15 protein-coding genes are annotated in these 16,360 nt (G+C 73.6%); 9 read left to right on the top strand and 6 right to left on the bottom strand.

The genetic code is table 11. The features are described from left to right. Positions 1-36 precede the first annotated feature (36 nt). The 5 genes from VFZ92_RS33745 to VFZ92_RS33725 form a co-directional block, all read right to left on the bottom strand. Entirely contained in the window at positions 37-1,854 is a 1,818-nt protein-coding gene (locus VFZ92_RS33745) for an ArnT family glycosyltransferase (RefSeq protein ID WP_330880495.1), read from the bottom strand. Between the two features lie 67 nt (positions 1,855-1,921). Beyond that, positions 1,922-3,628, bottom strand: a complete 1,707-nt coding sequence (locus VFZ92_RS33740; protein WP_330880493.1) for a tryptophan halogenase family protein — start codon at positions 3,626-3,628, stop codon at positions 1,922-1,924. Further along, positions 3,625-4,989, bottom strand: a complete 1,365-nt coding sequence (locus tag VFZ92_RS33735) for a cation:proton antiporter (protein ID WP_330880491.1) — start codon at positions 4,987-4,989, stop codon at positions 3,625-3,627. The genes VFZ92_RS33740 and VFZ92_RS33735 overlap by 4 nt, the downstream gene beginning before the upstream one ends. A 2-nt stretch (positions 4,990-4,991) precedes the next feature. Further along, positions 4,992-5,576, bottom strand: a complete 585-nt coding sequence (locus VFZ92_RS33730; protein WP_330880489.1) for an NADPH-dependent FMN reductase — start codon at positions 5,574-5,576, stop codon at positions 4,992-4,994. A 20-nt stretch (positions 5,577-5,596) separates the two neighbouring features. Beyond that, positions 5,597-6,484 carry a phytanoyl-CoA dioxygenase family protein gene (locus VFZ92_RS33725; RefSeq protein ID WP_330880487.1) on the bottom strand — a complete coding sequence of 296 codons (888 nt, stop codon included), beginning with the start codon at positions 6,482-6,484 and terminating at the stop codon, positions 5,597-5,599. Between the two features lie 513 nt (positions 6,485-6,997). Between VFZ92_RS33725 and VFZ92_RS33720 the strand changes: the two genes are divergently transcribed. The 6 genes from VFZ92_RS33720 (at position 6,998) to VFZ92_RS33695 (ending at position 12,403) form a co-directional block, all read left to right on the top strand. Continuing rightward, positions 6,998-7,432: a lasso peptide biosynthesis protein gene (locus tag VFZ92_RS33720; RefSeq protein WP_330880485.1), complete on the top strand. Its 435-nt coding sequence runs from the start codon at positions 6,998-7,000 to the stop codon at positions 7,430-7,432. Then, positions 7,423-9,261: an asparagine synthase-related protein gene (locus tag VFZ92_RS33715; RefSeq protein WP_330880482.1), complete on the top strand. Its 1,839-nt coding sequence runs from the start codon at positions 7,423-7,425 to the stop codon at positions 9,259-9,261. Before VFZ92_RS33720 ends, VFZ92_RS33715 begins: the two co-directional genes overlap by 10 nt. Continuing rightward, on the top strand, positions 9,258-9,512 hold the full coding sequence (gene adfB / locus VFZ92_RS33710) for an actinodefensin-associated protein B (protein WP_330880480.1): 255 nt from the start codon (positions 9,258-9,260) through the stop codon (positions 9,510-9,512). The genes VFZ92_RS33715 and adfB overlap by 4 nt, the downstream gene beginning before the upstream one ends. Beyond that, positions 9,505-10,380 (top strand): DUF6895 family protein, encoded by an 876-nt coding sequence (locus VFZ92_RS33705; protein ID WP_330880478.1) that lies wholly within the window; start codon positions 9,505-9,507, stop codon positions 10,378-10,380. Before adfB ends, VFZ92_RS33705 begins: the two co-directional genes overlap by 8 nt. Continuing rightward, on the top strand, positions 10,377-11,807 hold the full coding sequence (locus VFZ92_RS33700) for an FAD-dependent monooxygenase (protein WP_330880476.1): 1,431 nt from the start codon (positions 10,377-10,379) through the stop codon (positions 11,805-11,807). The genes VFZ92_RS33705 and VFZ92_RS33700 overlap by 4 nt, the downstream gene beginning before the upstream one ends. Before the next feature lie 368 nt (positions 11,808-12,175). Beyond that, entirely contained in the window at positions 12,176-12,403 is a 228-nt protein-coding gene (locus VFZ92_RS33695) for a helix-turn-helix transcriptional regulator (RefSeq protein WP_330880474.1), read from the top strand. Here the strand turns inward: VFZ92_RS33695 and VFZ92_RS33690 are convergent. Then, positions 12,367-13,170 (bottom strand): FkbM family methyltransferase, encoded by an 804-nt coding sequence (locus VFZ92_RS33690; protein WP_330880472.1) that lies wholly within the window; start codon positions 13,168-13,170, stop codon positions 12,367-12,369. The genes VFZ92_RS33695 and VFZ92_RS33690 overlap by 37 nt on opposite strands. A gap of 245 nt (positions 13,171-13,415) precedes the next feature. Between VFZ92_RS33690 and VFZ92_RS33685 the strand changes: the two genes are divergently transcribed. Genes VFZ92_RS33685 through VFZ92_RS33675 form a run of 3 tightly spaced genes read left to right on the top strand, consistent with a single transcriptional unit; the run spans position 13,416 to position 16,358 of the window. Next, positions 13,416-14,624, top strand: a complete 1,209-nt coding sequence (locus VFZ92_RS33685; RefSeq protein WP_330880470.1) for a glycosyltransferase 87 family protein — start codon at positions 13,416-13,418, stop codon at positions 14,622-14,624. After that, complete coding sequence (locus VFZ92_RS33680) at positions 14,602-15,714, top strand: sensor histidine kinase (RefSeq protein WP_330880468.1); 1,113 nt, start codon at positions 14,602-14,604, stop codon at positions 15,712-15,714. Before VFZ92_RS33685 ends, VFZ92_RS33680 begins: the two co-directional genes overlap by 23 nt. Continuing rightward, entirely contained in the window at positions 15,711-16,358 is a 648-nt protein-coding gene (locus tag VFZ92_RS33675; RefSeq protein WP_330880466.1) for a response regulator transcription factor, read from the top strand. The genes VFZ92_RS33680 and VFZ92_RS33675 overlap by 4 nt, the downstream gene beginning before the upstream one ends. The last annotated feature ends 2 nt before the right edge of the window (positions 16,359-16,360 follow it).

Genomic DNA, 16,360 nt, shown 5'->3' with positions numbered 1-16,360 from the left:
GCCCAACCTCGGGGCCGGGGCTGGGTGCTCCGTGTGTCATCGCTGTGCGCCGACTGTGAGGTCGTGGACGGCCACACCGTCCACCGTGGACGCGTCGAAGTTCTGCTGGACCCAGGCCGCGATCTCCTGCGCCGCGTCACTTCCGGTGGATCCGGACATACCGGCCCCGCCGAGGAAGTAGTGGATCCTCCCGTCCGCCACGAGCCGCTGGAACTCGGCGAGCGTGGGAGCCGGATCGGTCCCGTTGAACCCGCCCACGGCCATCACCGGCACACCGCTGCCCAACTGGTAGCCCGCGGCGTTGTTCGACCCCACCGCGGCGGCGGCCCAGGTCCGCGAGCCCGACCGCAGCAACGAGACCAGCTCGGCACCTGGTGTCGGCGCGCTCAACAGACCGCCCATGCCCCCACCCATCCCGCCGCCACCGCGGAACCCACCCGTGCCCGCCGGACCGGCGGACGGGATCGCCCCGGAGTGCGGAGTGGCCGCGGTCGCGACCGAGTAGGCGCCCGGCCCGATCAGCGCGGCGACGAGGGCGACCGGCACGAACACCTTGGGGCTGAAGAAGAACCCGGCGGCGGCGAGGAACCCCAGCACCAGCACGACGATCGCGAACGTGCCGGACCACGAGGTCAGCAGCAGGTAGGCCTGCAACGCCGCCAGCGCCACCGCCCCGGACAACCCGGCGAGCGCCACCGGATCGCTCCGCCGACGCCACAGCGCCGTGGCCCCGATCCCGACGATCGCACCGATCGCGGGCGCCAACGCCACCGTGTAGTACCCGTGGATGATCCCGTTCATGTAGCTGAAGACGGCGGCGGTGACCAGCGACCAGCCACCCCACAACGACAATCCCGCGCGGGAGGCCCGGTCACCGGCCCACCACCCCGCGACGAGCAGCACCACGGCGGCGGGCAGCAGCCACGCGATCTGGTCGCCCATCTCGCCGCCGAACAACCGGAACCACCCGGTGGACCCCCAACCACCACCGGCACCGCCGCCGACACTGCCCACCTCGTCACCGGTGAGCCTGCCGAAACCGTTGTAGCCCAACGTCAGTTCGAGCACGCTGTTCGTCTGCGACCCGCCGATGAACGGCCGCGACCCGGAGGGCACCAGCTCGACGACCAGGACCCACCACCCGCCCGCGACCACCACCGCCCCGAGCGCGGCGGCCAGGTGCGCGATCCGCCTCCCCAGCGTGGCGCGGGCGAACACCAGGTACGTCGACCCGAAGGCCGGCAGCACCAGGAACGCCTGGAGCATCTTCGCCAGGAACGCGAACCCGACCGCCGCGCCCGCCAGCGCGAGCCAGCGCCAACTCGCCGTCTCCACCGCCCGCACCGTGCAGTACGCGCCCGCCACGAGCAGCAGCACCAGCAGCGCGTCCGGGTTGTTGAACCGGAACATCAGCACCGCGACCGGCGTCAGCGCGAGCACCGCGCCCGCGACCAGCCCGGCCGCCGCACCCGACGTCCGCTTCACCGCCGCGTGCAGCAGCCAGACGCTCGCCACGCCCATCAGCGCCTGCGGCACCAGGATGCTCCACGCGTTCACCCCGAACAGCCGCGCAGACAGCCCCATGACCCACAGCGCCGCGGGCGTCTTGTCGACCGTGATCGAGTTCGCCCAGTCGGTCGCCCCGAAGAACCACGCCTCCCAGCTCCGCGCCCCGGCCTGCGCGGCGGCCGAGTAGTAGGCGTTGGCCCACCCGGAGTCGCCGAGCCGCCACAGGTAGAGCACGGCGGTCGCGGCGAGCAGCCCGACCAGCGCCGGGCGTTCCCAGCGAGGCTCTCCGACCGCCGGAGGGGGTGGTGCCGTCGGGGCGGGAGCGGGGGAGTCGACAACCGTCATGGTGCCGACGGTCGCGCTCCCGGCTGGGTCCTCCTTGTGCCTCGCCTGTGCGCGAGCTGTGCGCGGATCAGACCAGTCGGATCGGCCTGCTCGCCGCGGCCCAGCTGTCCTCGTCCTCGAACAGCGAGGTCAGCAGGTGGGGTTCCTTGTCGAACACGGCCAGCGCCTCGTGCTGCGGCAGCGCCGTGCGGACCAGCGCGTCCGCGGCGGCCTTCCGCGTCCGCCACGCCGACAGGTCGTCCTCGGTGATCGGCAGCAGCCGGGCGGGCACGTCCTGGCCGAGCAGGACGCAGTCGTAGGCCTGGAGGTCGTAGAACGTGCGCACGGACGCCCGCACGGCGCCGCGGGTGAACCCGTCCCGCAGTTGCAGCGGTGCGCCGTCGGCGAACGCGCCCAGCAGCGGTTCGAGGCCGTCCACGTTCACCCCCGCTCGCGCGTCCCGCCAGAACGGCGTGTCGCGCCGCCGGTTGAACCGGTAGTGCGCGGCCAGGAACCACCGCAGCGCGTCCCACTTCGCGGTGAGCGAGCCGTTGAACGCGCTGCGGCTGACCGGTTCCGCCCACGTGCCGGGCAGCGCCCGCGTCAGCTGCATGACCATCAGCGTGATCATCAGCAGGCTGCTGGACTCCAGCGGCTCCACGAACGCGAACGCGTTGCCGATGCCCACGACGTTGCCGCGCCACGCCTCGGTGTGCCGTCCGCTGCGGAACCGGATGAACGTCGGCTCGGTGACGCCGGGGAAGCGCCGGGCCAGCTCGGCCGCGGCCCGGTCGTCGTCGAGGTACCGCGAGCTGAACACGTAGCCGAGGTGGTCCGCGTCGCGGGTGGGGATGTTCCAGCACCAGCCCGCGTCCATGGTGATGGCCGACGTGTACGGCTTGAGCGACCCGCCGTGCTCGACGTTGCCGATGACGGCCGAGTCGGTGAACAGGCTGTCCGAGTAGCTGTGGAACGGCGTGCCCAGCGCCTTCTCCAGCAGCACCGACCGGAACCCGGTGCAGTCGACGTAGAAGTCGAACTCCAGCCGCTCGCCGTCGTCGGTGCGCAGGTGGTCGACCCAGTCCGGGGCGGACAGCTCCACGCCGTCGATCTTCGCGTCGACGTGCCGCACCCCGCGCTCGCGGGCGAGGTCGCACAGGAACGCCACGAGCGGCTGGTTGTCCAGGTGGTAGGAGAACGGCAGGTGCTTCATCAGCGACACGTACCGGCCGCCGAGGTCGTACACCGGGGTGCGGTCCGCGGCCATCAGCAGCGACTGGAAGGTGAACGCGTTGATGTCACCCCTGGTCTCCAGCGAGCCGAGCAGGCCGATGGAGTTCGCGCTCCAGTCGAACGGCGCCATGAACCCCTCCGGCGCCGACCCCCAGTCGAACTTGATGCCCAGCTTCCACGTCGGCCGCACCCGCCGGTACAGCTCCTGGGGATCGATGCCCAGGTAGTTGTGCAGGAACTGCACGATCGACTGCACCGTCGACTCGCCGACCCCGATCACCGGGATGGCCGACGACTCGACGACGGTGACCTCCAGCCACGGCCGCTTCGCGCGCAGCGCCAGAGCCGTGAGGTACCCGGCCGTTCCGCCGCCGACCACGCCGACGCGGCGGATCGCCTTCGGGTCGTCCGCGGGGGGTCTGGGCATCGGCTGGGGCGTCCGCTCCCGGTCGCGCAGGAACGCCAGCGGGTCCGCTCCCGGCCCGCCGCCCAACCAGCCGCGGACCGCGTCCGCCTCGTCCGGGTCGAGCGCGTCCAGCAGTGCGGTGAAGTCCTCGGTCATGGTGGTAACCGCCTTTCCGTCGTGGTGGAACGCAGGAACGGTCCGGTCATCGCCGTGGAGACCAGCGCGGTGACGACCAGCACCGAGAAGAGGTCGGGCCCGATCACGCCGAGCCTGCGACCCAGGTCGAGCACGACCAGTTCGGTCATGCCGCGGCAGTTCATCAGCGCGCCGAGGCGCACGGCCTCCCCCGCGCGCAGGCCGATCAGCCGGGCCGCCGCCGCGACCCCGCCGAACTTGCCCGCCACGGCCACCGCCAGCACGACCGCGCACCAGCCCCAGGACTCCGCGACCCGGCCGAGGTCCGTGTGCAGGCCGCTGACCGCGAAGAACAGCGGCAGCAGCACCGTCGTCACCCCGCCGAGGCGGTCGCGCGCCTCCCGGCTGAGCCGAGAGTCCCCCGGCACGGCCAAGCCCAGCAGGAACGCGGCGCACAGCGCGGGCACGCCCGCGCTCTCGGCCCCGGCGGCCACGAGCAGCACCGCGACGACCACCGCGGGAACCGCCCACCACGGCACGCGGTCGCCCGCGCGCCGCAGCAGCGACCGCACGGCCACGAACACCACCGGTCCGGCGACGACCACCGCCACGGGCACCAGCACGACCGCCCACGCCGTGGACGCGCCCAGCAGCGCGACCGCGACGCCGAGCAGGCACCACGCCGTGACGTCGTCGACCACCGCCGACGTGAGCGCGAGCGCCGCCAGCGGCGACCTCAGCAGGCCCGCCTCCTCCAGGATCCGCGCCAGCACCGGCAACGCGGTCACGCTCATCGCGACGCCGATGAACAGCGCGAACGGGGCGGGGGCGACGCCGTCGGGGGCGAACGTGGAGTAGCAGGCCAGCGCGAGCACGACGCCGGACAGCAGCGGGACGGCGATCCCGACGTGGCTCACCACGACCGACATCCGGCCGCGGCCGCGCAGCGCGGCGACGTCGACCTCCAGTCCGGCCAGGAAGACGAAGAACAGCACCCCGAACTGGGCGAGGGCGCCCAACGGCCCCACGACCCCGGCGGGCAGCAGCCACGCGGCTCCCTGCGGCCACAGCAGGCCGAGCACCGACGGCCCGAGCAGCACCCCGCCCGCGATCTCGCCGACCACGGCGGGCTGCCCCGCCTTGCGGGCGAGCGCCCCGGCGGCCAGGCACGTCGCGATCATCACCCCGGCGGCGAGCAGCAGCCGGGCCACCGGGACGACGGCGACCTGCGCGGGGTCGGTGCGGCCGGTCAGCGGGGGACCGGTGCCCGCGTGCCACAGGAGCGCGGCGGCGACCAGCAGCGGCACCACCACGAGGCAGGCGTAGACCGGCGCGAACCGGCGGGGGGCGGGCAGGCCGACGTCGGGGAGGGTGGCGGTCATCGTCACGCCACCACCGGCGCCGACAGCACGTCGGGGACGCGCGACAGGCGTACCTGGGCGAGCATGGTCCGCAGCTGCGCCACCGCGTCCGGGTGCGAGGGCTCGCCCGAGAGGTCGAAGGCGGCGCGGTCTCCGCACAGGGTGACCCCGAGCGGCGTCGGCCAGGCCCGCAGCGCGTGCCCGACCGCGCGGAGCGTGGCCAGCGCGGAGGCCGCGCCCTGCTCGCCACCCGCGAGCACGGCCAGGCCGAGCGACCGCCCGTCCAGGTACGGCCGGTCCGCCGAACCGAGGTCGGCGACGTAGTCGAGCGCGTTCTTCAGCAGCCCGGACAGCGCGCCGTGGTAGGCGGGCGACAGCAGCACGACACCGTCCGAGGTGGACAGCGCGGTCAGGAACCGCCGCACGGCGGCCGGGCGCTCCGCGCGCACCGGGTCGAAGATCGGGAACTCCAGGTCGCCGCCGCGGAACACCGTGGCCGCTGCCCCGGTCGCGGCGCACTGCCTGCCGCACCAGAGCGCGAGCTGGTCCGTGCGGGAGCGCGGGTCGAGCGAACCGCTCAGCACGACGACGGAGGGCGAGGTGGTCACGGCGGCGTCTCCAAGTCAGGTCAACGGCGGTAGGGCGCGAGGTCGAGACCCGGGTACAGCGCGGCGGTGCCCGCCAGCGCCTCCTCGGTCCAGTAGTCGCTGTCGACGGCCGGGAAGCCCAGCAGCTCCCGGCGGTGCGGGGAGGCCGACTCGACCAGCCGCCGCACGGCGGGCCCGTTCGGCGCGGCGGGCGAGCCGGGCCAGCCCTGCTTGTCCAGCCACGTCGAGCGCGCGGAGTGGAAGTTCAGGAAGTGCGCGAAGCGGTGGCCGGTCGGCCTGCGCACGGCCGACCCGCGGTGCACGGTGTGACCGCTGAACAGCAGCACGCTGCCCGCGGACGCCACCACCGGCTGCTCCTGCTCGTACAGCTCCGGGTAGTCCGCCCTGTCGTAGGCCGCCTCGCCGGACCTCGTCAGCAGCGGCACGTCACGGGTGAGCTTGGCGGGCACCGCGTACGTCGGCGCGAGGTCCACCTCGACGTCGGTGTAGTAGACGATCGCGAACACCCGCTGGAACTCGGGCCTGCGCGGCGGGTGCACGAGGGTGTTGCGGCCCCACGCGTCGTTGTGCAGCCGCTGGTCCTTGACCGGGCCGAGGGCCGGGCCGTACTTGGCCTGGAGCAGCGAATCGCCGAGCCGCACGTCGTCCCGGCCCAGCACGCGCTCGACGAACGACTGGAGGTCCGGGTGCGTGGAGACCTCGTTGAGGACGTCCTGCTGGTAGGGGAAGCCCGCGGACTTCCGCACCCCGCGGTACTTGTCCGGTGCGGCGGCCCACTCCTCGCCGGTCGGGAAGTACGCCGCCACCGCCCGCCCGCACTCGGCGAGCGTCGCCGCGTCCAGGAAATCGGGGACGAGGGTGCGGCCTTCCTCGACCAGCTGTTCCACGTGGTCGTCGGAGATGGGCATTTCGCTACTCCTCTTCGTTCTGCGGAAACGAGTTTTCCGCGGCCGAAATTAGCAGTCGGAGTAGCGCTCGGGCTGTAGGTGATTGTGCTGACGTGATTTCCCGTCGGTGATTTATCGGACTGGTCCGGTCGGCCCCGTCCGGGAAATGTGATCGGCGGACGCGGACGGCTGGTCCGCGTCGAACTGGGATACCGGACAGCGGAAGGGGGGTGCGATCGTGCAGGAGCACTCCGAGGACACCGAGGTCGAGTTCGTGGGGCAGCTCGAGGAGGTCACCATGGGCTGGACCGGCCCTACGGACGACTTCATCGACGGTGACTGGACGCCGTGATGGGCGCGCTGTCGTGAGTTGCGCGGCGTGGTCGTCCCGAAGAGGGGCGGCCACGCCGTTCGGACAATTCCGAAAGGCAGGAAATGTCGACGCTGCGGAATTATTCTCGAACCCGGCGTGAATCGCTCGACGGACTCCGATCACTGATGCTCGGGGACGGGTCCGCCCCTTCCGCGATTCGGGTGCGCGACCGCGAGTTGATCTCCGCGACGCGCGCCTACCTGCGGACGGGGAGGGCGTTCCGCGGCGGCGGGCTGCCCGCCGCTCGGCAGTCCCTCCCCCCGGTCGACCCCGTGCCCGCGCGGGCGGGACGGGACGCCACGACGGCGTTCTGGGCCCGTGACGCGGCGTGGCGGGTGATGGGCCTCGCCCGCACGTTCGGCGGGCGGCACCTGTGCCTGCACGAGTCGCTCGGCGTGTGCGCGGCGCTGCGGCGGCTCGGCTTCGCCGTCGAGGTCGTGGTCGGCTACCCGGTGATCGAACTCGCCGACGGCCGCGAGGAGCTGCACGCGTGGCCCGCGCTCGGCGACCTGCCGCTGGTCGGGCGACCGGGGGAGCGGCCGCTCGGCTACGTGGAACTCGAACGCTACCCGGAGGGGGAGGACCGATGCTGCTGACCGCGTTCGGGATGGCGGGCGCGGTCCGGCTCCCCTCGCCCTCCGCCACGGCCCGAGTGACGTCCGGGCCGGTCTGGGACGCCGACCTGAGCGGCGGGTCGGTGGTGTGGCAGGGCCCGGTCGAGGAGTCCGGACGCCCGGTCCCCGCGGTCGACCGGCTCCAGCTCACCGGCTGGATCGACGTCCCGCCGAGCCTCGTGCGCGGGGACGAGTCGGCCGCGGTCGCCGTCCGGCGGCTGCTGGACGAGCGCGGCGCCGACGCCGTGCGCTCGCTGCGCGGTGACTTCGTGCTCGCGCACCTCGGCCGGGACGGCGTGCCGCGGCTCTACCGGTCGGTCACCGCGCTGATCCCGCTGTTCTGGCGGGCGGACGGCGATCGGCTGGCGTGGGCCGCGGACCCGGCGCTGCTGCTGGACGGCGGACGTCCGACGCTGGAGGACGTCGACGCCGACCTGCTCCCGATGATCATCGCCGAGCGGGGTTTCCCCCACGACCGGTCGTGGTTCGCGGCGGTCCGGCGGCTGCCCCCCGGCCGGTCGCTGACCGTGCGAGCGGGCGGACCCGAGACCGCCGAGTTCGACGCGCTGCGGCCGGTGGCCGAACCACCCCGGTCCCTGGCCGACGCCGCCGAGGGCCTGCGGTCGCGCCTGGCCGACGCGTGCACGCGGATGCTCGCTGAGCAGCGGTCGTTCGTCGTGGCCCTGAGCGGGGGCATCGACTCCGCGGCCGTCGCCTGGGAAGCGGGCAGGCAACCGGGCCGCGGGTCGGCCATCCACTACACGCTCGAATCGTTCCCCGGCTTCGACGCCGACCTGCGCGCCGCTGAGGAGGTCGCCCGAGCCTGCGGGCTGTCCTGGGTGCCGTACGAGATGTCCAAGCACACCCGGCACGGCGGCGACTACCTCCAGGTCCCGGACGGTGGCGGGCTGCCGCAGACCCACGTGCCGTCCCACGGCGTGACGGCCGCGGTCGAGCAGGCCGAGATCGACGGCGCCACGTTCGTCCTGTCCGGACTGCTGTCCGACCAGGTCTTCGCGCACGACGTGCACCGCGGTCTCCTCGAGGTGGCGGGCCCGCGGCTGCTCGACCCCAGGGTCGCGGGGGAGCCGATCTGGCAGACCGTCGCGAACGCCGCCGCCGCCACGTTCTCCACCTCGTCGCGCGGCGGGTCCCTCCGCTACCTGCGCAGGCTCGCGTCCGCCGACCCGACCACGGCGTTGCCGCCCAGGGACGTGATCGTGCACCCCATCGGCTTCACCGCCGAAGCGGGCGACCGGGTCACGCGGGCGCTGCGCGACGCCGCGACCCTCGCCGAGGAACGCCTGAGGTCGGTGACGAGCGACGCCACCCGCGGCCTGCCGCCCGGCCTCACGTCGCTGTTCCTGCTGGCCGAGGGCTTCAACACGGCGAACCTCCAGGCCGCGTGGCTGAGCCACTGCCTGCCGAAGCGGAAGTTCTTCAGCACCCCCTACGCCGACCGCGACCTGGTCGAGTACGCGCTCGCGCTGCCCGCCGCGCACCGGCTCGGGTTCGGGCACGGGATGACGGTCGACAAGTTCGCGTTCCGCCTGGCGTACGCGAACCGCGGGCTGCCCGTCCGCGCGGGCACCCGGATGCAGCAGGCCCGGATCGACGCCATCTCCGCCGTGTTCGCGAACCAGAACTTCGCCACCTGCCGGGACCTGCTCGGCCCCGACTCGCTGCTGCGCCGCCTCGGCGTGCTGAGCCACGGGTTCGCCGACGGCCTGACACCGGGGCGGGTGCACCGCAACGGCGAGGAGATCGCCCGGCTGTGCGTCGTCGAGAAGTGGTTGAGGGGGTTGTCGTGATCGCGCTTGCCGACGACGTCGTGTTCCACGAGCTGCCGTTCGGCGGCGTGCTGCTGGACCGCGGCGAACTGCGCGTCTACCGCCTGTCCCAGCGCGCGGCCGGGGTGCTGCGCCGGGCGCTGTCCGGCGGCCACGCGGTGAGCCCCTACGCGTCGCTGCTGTCCGAGGAGGACGAGGACTCCGCGTTGCGGGACGAGGTGCTGCGGAGCCTGGCGTCCCGCGGTCTGATCCGGGGAGGCGGTCGTGGCTGACGGGCGCGCGGCCGTGGAGCGCGGCGCGGACTGGGTCACCGGACGGCTGGAGGAGTTCACGCCGTGGGCCGGGTCCGGCGGTCGCGGTCGGGAGGACCGGTCGCGGCTGAAACCGTTCGGGGAACTGGCGATGGTGTTCGCCTACCTCACCGCGTGGGCCGCCCGCGCGACCCCGCCGTGGCCGGAGCTGGACCGCGTGCTCGACCGGTGGCGGACCTTCCTGGTCGACCGCTGCTCCGACGAGCGCTACCTCCGGCAGGCGCGCGCCGACCTCGACGACGGCCCGTACCTGATGCAGCCCTACGCGTGGCTGCGGTCGACCGGCGTCCGCCTGCCCGCCGCCGAGGACGTGGTCACCGAGCTGTGGCGGTCGGGTCGCGGACCCACCTCCATCGGCCAGGTGCACTCGTTCGCGAAGGGGGGCTACGTGCGGGGCGAGCCGCGCTGGGACGACTTCTGCCGCAGGCAGGTGCTGGCGCCGACGTGGTCGACCGGCCGCATCGCCCGCGAGGCCTACCGCGTCACCCACGCCGTCTTCTACGCGACCGACCTCGGCGACCGGCGGACGGGGCTGACGAGCGCCGAGCGGCGGTCCGTGGCGGCCGTGGTCGAGCGGGTCGCCGACCACGCCCGGCGGACGCGGCACTGGGACCGCCTGCTGGAAGCGGTCATCGCGACCCGCAGCCTCGGCTCGTCCGTGGAGCCGTTCGCGCGGGCCCGTGCCGACGTCGAGCGGGCGCGGTCGGCCGACGGGGCCGTTCCCCGCGCCGCCGACGCGGGTGGCGGCGGGTTCGCGGTCTGCTACCACGCGACGCTCGTCGGCCTGCTCGACGGCGTCCAGCACGAGGTCCTCGGGAGGGCGGCATGACCGCCGACGTCGTCGTGGTGGGCGCCGGGCCGGTCGGGCTGATGCTCGCGGGAGAGCTGGCGCTGGCCGGGGTGTCGGTGGAGGTGCTGGAGCGCCAGACCGCGTTCGACACCCGGCTCCGCGCGCCCGGCATCACCGCGCGCACCATCGAGGCGCTGGACCGCCGCGGCCTGCTCGACGTGCTGGCGGACGCGGTGGCGGAGGTGGTCGAACCGGCGTTCCGCACCGGACGGGCTGCCGACGGCACGGCCCCCGACCTCATGCCGATCCGGCCGGAGGTGCTCGAACGCGTGCTGTTCGACCGCGCGGTCGACCTCGGGGTGGTGGTGCGGCGCGGCGTCGACGTGACCGGCGTGCGGCAGGACGCCGACGGCGTCGACGTGCTCACCGCCGACGGCGCGTTCCGCGGCGCGTACGCCGTGGGCTGCGACGGCGGCGGGAGCGTCGTCCGCAAGACCGCGGGCGTCGACTTCCCCGGCGGCGACACGGGTCTCGTCGGCTACCAGGCGGTGGTCGAGCTCGTCGACCCCGACGCGCTGGGGCGCGAGTGGCGGCGGACCGACCGCGGTGTGGTGGCGTTCGCGCTCGCGCCGAGCAGGGTCGTGTCGATCGAGTTCGCGGGTCCGGGGGAGCGGCGGCGCGGACCGGTGACGCTGGAGGAGGTCGAGGAGAGCCTGCGCCGCACGAGCGGCGTCGACGTCCGGCTGCGCGAACCCACGTCGCTGACCCGGTTCACCGACAACTGCCGGGTCGCCGCCACCTACCGCACCGGCCGCGTGCTGCTCGCGGGCGACGCGGCGCACGTGCACCCGCCGTTCGGCGGCCAGGGCCTCAACCTCGGTCTGCAGGACGCGGTGAACCTCGGCTGGAAGCTCGCCGCCGAGGTCCGCGGCCGAGCCCCGGACGGCCTGCTCGACTCCTACCACCTCGAACGCCACCCGGTCGCCGAACGGGCCATCCGCAACTCGCGGGCCGCCATCGCGATCCTGCGGCCCGGCGAGGCCAACACCCCGCTGTTCGAGCTGTTCTACGGCGAGCTGATGAAGCTCGGCGAGGTGCGCGCACGGCTGCACGCCCTGTTCTCCATGACCGACCTGCGCTACCCCGGCGGCGACCACCCGCGGGCGGGCGCCGCGCTCGGCGACCCGCTGCTGCTCACCGGATCGGGCCGGGCGCGGTTCCACGAGCTGTGCGCCTCGGGCCTGCCGGTGCTGCTGGACCTCGCGGACGACGAGGAGCTCCGGCGCGGCGCGGCCAAGTGGGCGGACCGGGTCGACGTCGTCGTCGCGACGACCGCCGACCTCCCCGGGGTGGACGCCGTGCTGGTGCGGCCCGACGGGTACGTGGCCGAGGTGTGGCCCTCGGCCGCGGGCGGGACGCGGAGCGGGTGCGAGGAGGCGCTGACCCGCTGGGTCGGCCCCGCCTGATCCTTCCCCGGCACCCGGTGGCCGAATCGGTCACCGGGCGTTTCCGCGTCCGTGAATGGACCGGTCGAACGCCATTCCACGTGTTCTCGATCTGATTTTTTCGGCGAGTCCGCATTTGAGGATGGCACTCCCGAGTTACGCCGAACAGGCGAAAGGGCTTGCCGCTGTCGGCGGTGTGCGCGCGGTGAAGTCGCCTTGACGCTCTCCTGGTTCCTCCGTAACGTGGATTAAGAGGAGCGTGCAGGATCTTATTCATGGACTGACGAAGGCGACATTCTGAGTGCATCTCTGGGGGGGATGGCTTTGCTGCTCCACGTCCTGGTGTCCACGATCGACCGGTTCACACCCGCGCCGGAAAGCGCCGAATGATGCGTACCAGCCCCAGGCAGAACGAAGTCCTGCTGCTGGTCGCGGAGGGGTTGTCCAGCAAGGAGATCGCCAGGCGGCTGGCGATCTCGCCGAAGACCGTCGAGTCCCACCTGCAGAGGCTGTTCGACCGCTACGGCGTGCGGAACCGCGCCGGGTTGATCGCGAAGTGGCTGTCGGACTCGACCGAGGCCTACTCGAAGCTCGTCGACACCGTCGGGGGCCGCTGACCCGGTTCCCGCACGCTGAACAGGTAGTTCCGGAAACGGTCGTCCGCCTGGCGCACCTCGCGCCAGGCGGACCCGTGCCACACGAAGGCCCGGTACCCGCGGTCGGCCATCCAGTCCACAACGGACTCCGGGCTGCGGTCGAAGCGGCGCAGGTGCCGGGCCTCGATCTCCAGCAACACCGTCGGCGTGTGCTTCTCCAGCACTCCCTCGCCGCCGCTCAGCACGTCCAGCTCCGCCCCTTCGACGTCCGCCTTGAGGAAGTCGACGCGGTCGATCCCGTGCCGCGCGCAGAACCCGTCGAGCGTGTCCGTCTCCACGGTGAACTCGACCTGGTCCTCGAACTCGTCGTTCGAGCCGAGGCCGTTCGCCCCGTCGGTGACGAACGAGCGGCCGGTCACGAAGACGCCGCGCCGAAGGGGGACGCTCATCGTGGACGTGCCCGCGCGGGCGCCGAGCGCGACCCGGTGCCACGTCGTGCCGGGCAGGTCCCGCAGGCCGAGCAGGCGCGACGGCAGCGCGTGGGCGAACGGCAGGGGTTCGACGCTGTGCACCCGTCCGGTCGGCCCGGCCAGTCGGGAGAACTCGGCGGTGTAGAGGCCCAGCGCCGCCCCGACGTCCAGGCACACGTCGCCGGGCGCGATCAGGCCGCGCAGCCCGAGCAGCTCCGGCTCCACCCAGCGCCCGGTGCGGGCCAGCAGGCGGATCCCGTCGTCCACGAGGTGGTCGCGCAGCCGTCGCGTGCGGAGGCGTGCGGAGTCGAACGGCATGGTGGTGGTCCCGGCTTTCGGTAATCGTGCGTTGGTCCTGTTATGGGATTCGCCGAAAGCTATCCGGATCGACAGAGGAAGTCATCGTTCGCCAGGACGATTTCGACATGCCTCCCAAGAGCTACTCGGTACGGGTGGCTGGCTCTGGGGAGCTATTCAGTTTTGGCTCCGCTCGGTGACGTGCCGACCAGCGTTGATTCCTACGCTGGTGGACTCGGGAAACAATTCGGAAGGGGGTGTTCCGCGTGCTCGCAGAAATCGAGTCGACCACCCGGTCGACCGCCGTGCCGACGCGGGACGTCCTCTTCTACGGGGCGTGCGCCGCCTTCGCCGCGGTCGTCACGTGGACCGGACTGCCGAACCACCGGACGTGGGCGTGGTGGGCCCTGTGCGCGTACGGGCTGGCGGCGCTCGTGCCGCTGGTCCGGGGGCGGGCCTCCTCGGCTCCGGTCGTGCTCGCGACCACGGGCGCCGTGGTCGGGCCGCTGGTGTGGATGGCGGTCGCGGGCCAGGCGCAGAACGAGGTCGGCGTGGTGTTCGACGCGGCCGAGCGGCTGCTGGGGCCCGGTTCGCTCTACCCGACGGGGGACGAGCTGGCCACCGCCACCAAGGGGGTCGACGCGTACTTCCCCTACCTGCCCGCGATGGCGCTGCTCGGCGTTCCCGCCGTGCTCGCCGACCGCGCGGGCCTCGGACCCGTCCTGTCCGACCCCCGTGCCACGTTCGCGCTGGTCTACGCCGCCACCGTCCTGCTCGTCGTCCGCCGCACCGGGCGGTCGTCGTGGCTCTGGCCCGTGCTGGTCGCGTCCCCGCTCGCCGCCCTGCTGCTGGCCTCCGGCGGTGACGACCTGCCGGTCGTCGGCGCGCTGCTGGCGGCCTTGGCGCTCTCCCGCGACGACCGGCACGCCGCCGCGGGTCTCGCCGTCGGCCTGGCGTGCGCGGCGAAGCTGACCGCGTGGCCGGTGGCCGTGGTGCTGGTCGTGGCGGTGCTGGTCCGCCGCGGTCGTGGCCCGGCGCTCGCCACGGCGGGAGTCGCCGCGGCCGTGGTCGCCCTGTTCCTGCTGCCCGTCCTGGCGACGTCGGCGGACGGCCTGCTGGTGCACGACGTCCGCTTCCCCGCCGGGCTGGAGCCGATCCCGTCCCCCGCCGCCAGCCCGTTCCCCGGTCACCTCCTCGCCCAGCACGTGCCTGCGGGTCGGGTGCTCGCGCTGGTCCTCCTGGCCGCCGTCGCCGTGGCGCTCGGCGTCCGGCTGCTGCGCCTGCCGCCGCGCGACGAGGTCGAGGCCGCGCGGTTCTGCGCGGCCGGGCTCACGGCCGCCACCGCCCTGCTGCCCGCGACGCGCGTGGGCTACCTGGTCTACCCCCTGGCCCTGCTCGTGCTGGCGCGGGCGATGCGGGACACTCGGGAACGACGAGGGGGCGAGGTCGGACGTGACGTGGCTGCGCGGGGTTGACGTCGAGCGCTGGACGCGGTGGCTCACGCCGTTCGCCGCCCTGGTGCTCTTCGGCGCCTCGCTGTGGGCGTTCCTCCGCGGCCCCGTGCCCGACGACTGGCCCGCGCTCGCCCGGATCGCCACCTGCGTCGCGCTGGCCGCGAGCCAGAGCGCGCCGGTGCTGTGGTGGCGCCGCGAACCCGTCCTGGCGTGGGTCGCGCTGCTCGTGGCGTGCGGCGCCGGCAGGCTGCTGGAGACGGGGCTCGACGTCGCGCCGGGGTCGCTGTTCACCCCCGGCCAGTTCGCCACCGTGCTGGTGCTGCACGGGATCGGCCTCGCCCTGCCCCAGACCCGTGCCCTCGCGGTCGCGGCCGTGACGCTCGTCGGCGCGGTGCTCGTCGGCATCGGCCGTCCGGAGGTGCTGGTGCTGGCCATCGTCACGGCCGTGCTGCTCGGCACCTCCCGCGCCGCGAAGGCGGACATCGCCAGGGCGCTGGCCGTGCGGGAGGAGCGCACCAGGATCGCCCGCGAACTGCACGACGTCGTGGCGCACCACATGTCTGTGCTCGCCGTGCAGGCCGAGACGGCGCCGTACCGCCTCGACGGGCTGCGGCCGGACGCGGCGCGGCAGTTCACCGAGATCGCGCAGAAGGCGAGGGACGCGCTCAACGAGATGCGCAGCCTCCTCGGCGCGCTGCGCGGCGGCGAGTCGGCGAGCCTGAACCCGCAGCCGACGCTGCACGAGCTGGAGGAGCTGGTCGAGTCGGTCCGCCGCGTCGGCACACCGGTCGAACTCGAATTCGACGACCGGCTGCGCGACCTGGAGCCGCTGCGCGCCCTGTCGGTCTACCGGATCGTCCAGGAGAGCTTGAGCAACGCCCTCAAGCACGCCGCGGGCCAGCCGCTCGACGTCCGCGTGACGTGGGACGACGACGAGGTCCGCGTCCGCGTGCGCAACCGGATCGTCGCCGTCGTCGGCGCGGCGGGCCAGGGCATCTCCGGGATGCGCGAACGCGTCGACGTGCTCGGTGGCGCGCTGGACGCGGGGCCGGACGGCAGCGGCGAGTTCGTCGTGGAAGCGGTCATCCCGACCAGTGGAGGAGAACGGTGATCCGGATCGTCGTCGTGGACGACCAGGTGATGGTCCGGGAGGGTTTCGGCGCGCTGCTCGACAAGCAGCCCGACATGTCGGTGGTCGGCTCGGCGGGCGACGGGCTCGACGCGGTGGCGGTGTGCCGGAGGGTCGAACCGGACGTGGTGCTGATGGACATCCGGCTGCCGATCATGGACGGGCTCCAGGCCACGCGGCAGCTGCTCGCCGACCAGGTCAGCCCCAAGGTGCTGGTGCTGACCACGTTCGACCTGGACGAGTACGTGTACGACGCGCTGCGCGCCGGGGCCAGCGGCTTCCTGCTCAAGGACGCCCGCGCCGACGAGCTGACCAACGCCGTGCGCGTCGTCGCGCAGGGGCACTCGCTGCTCGCGCCCCAGGTCACCGGGCGGCTGATCGAGCGGTTCGTGGAGCAGAACCCGCCACGGCCCCGCGAACTCGCGGGCCTGACCCCGCGCGAGACCGAGGTGCTGGGCCACATCGCGCGGGGCCTGTCCAACGCGGAGATCGCGGGCGCGCTGTCCATCGCGGAGGAGACGGTGAAGACGCACGTGGGCCGCATCCTCACCAAGCTCCGCCTGCGCGACCGCGTGCAGGCCGTCGTCCTGGCCTACGAGACCGGTCTGGTGCGAGGCGCCCGCTAGCG

The organism is Umezawaea sp. (assembly GCF_036375055.1).
Taxonomy (GTDB): Bacteria; Actinomycetota; Actinomycetes; order Mycobacteriales; family Pseudonocardiaceae; genus Umezawaea.
This window is presented reverse-complemented; position numbering and strand designations above follow the sequence as displayed.

Bases quoted from the DNA above. Each gene is read 5' to 3' on its own strand.
- VFZ92_RS33745 (WP_330880495.1), bottom strand. From the start codon at position 1,854: ATGACGGTTGTCGACTCCCCCGCTCCCGCCCCGACGGCACCACCCCCT.
- VFZ92_RS33740 (WP_330880493.1), bottom strand. From the start codon at position 3,628: ATGACCGAGGACTTCACCGCACTGCTGGACGCGCTCGACCCGGACGAG.
- VFZ92_RS33735 (WP_330880491.1), bottom strand. From the start codon at position 4,989: ATGACCGCCACCCTCCCCGACGTCGGCCTGCCCGCCCCCCGCCGGTTC.
- VFZ92_RS33725 (WP_330880487.1), bottom strand. From the start codon at position 6,484: ATGCCCATCTCCGACGACCACGTGGAACAGCTGGTCGAGGAAGGCCGC.
- VFZ92_RS33715 (WP_330880482.1), top strand. From the start codon at position 7,423: ATGCTGCTGACCGCGTTCGGGATGGCGGGCGCGGTCCGGCTCCCCTCG.
- VFZ92_RS33700 (WP_330880476.1), top strand. From the start codon at position 10,377: ATGACCGCCGACGTCGTCGTGGTGGGCGCCGGGCCGGTCGGGCTGATG.
- VFZ92_RS33695 (WP_330880474.1), top strand. From the start codon at position 12,176: ATGCGTACCAGCCCCAGGCAGAACGAAGTCCTGCTGCTGGTCGCGGAG.
- VFZ92_RS33690 (WP_330880472.1), bottom strand. From the start codon at position 13,170: ATGCCGTTCGACTCCGCACGCCTCCGCACGCGACGGCTGCGCGACCAC.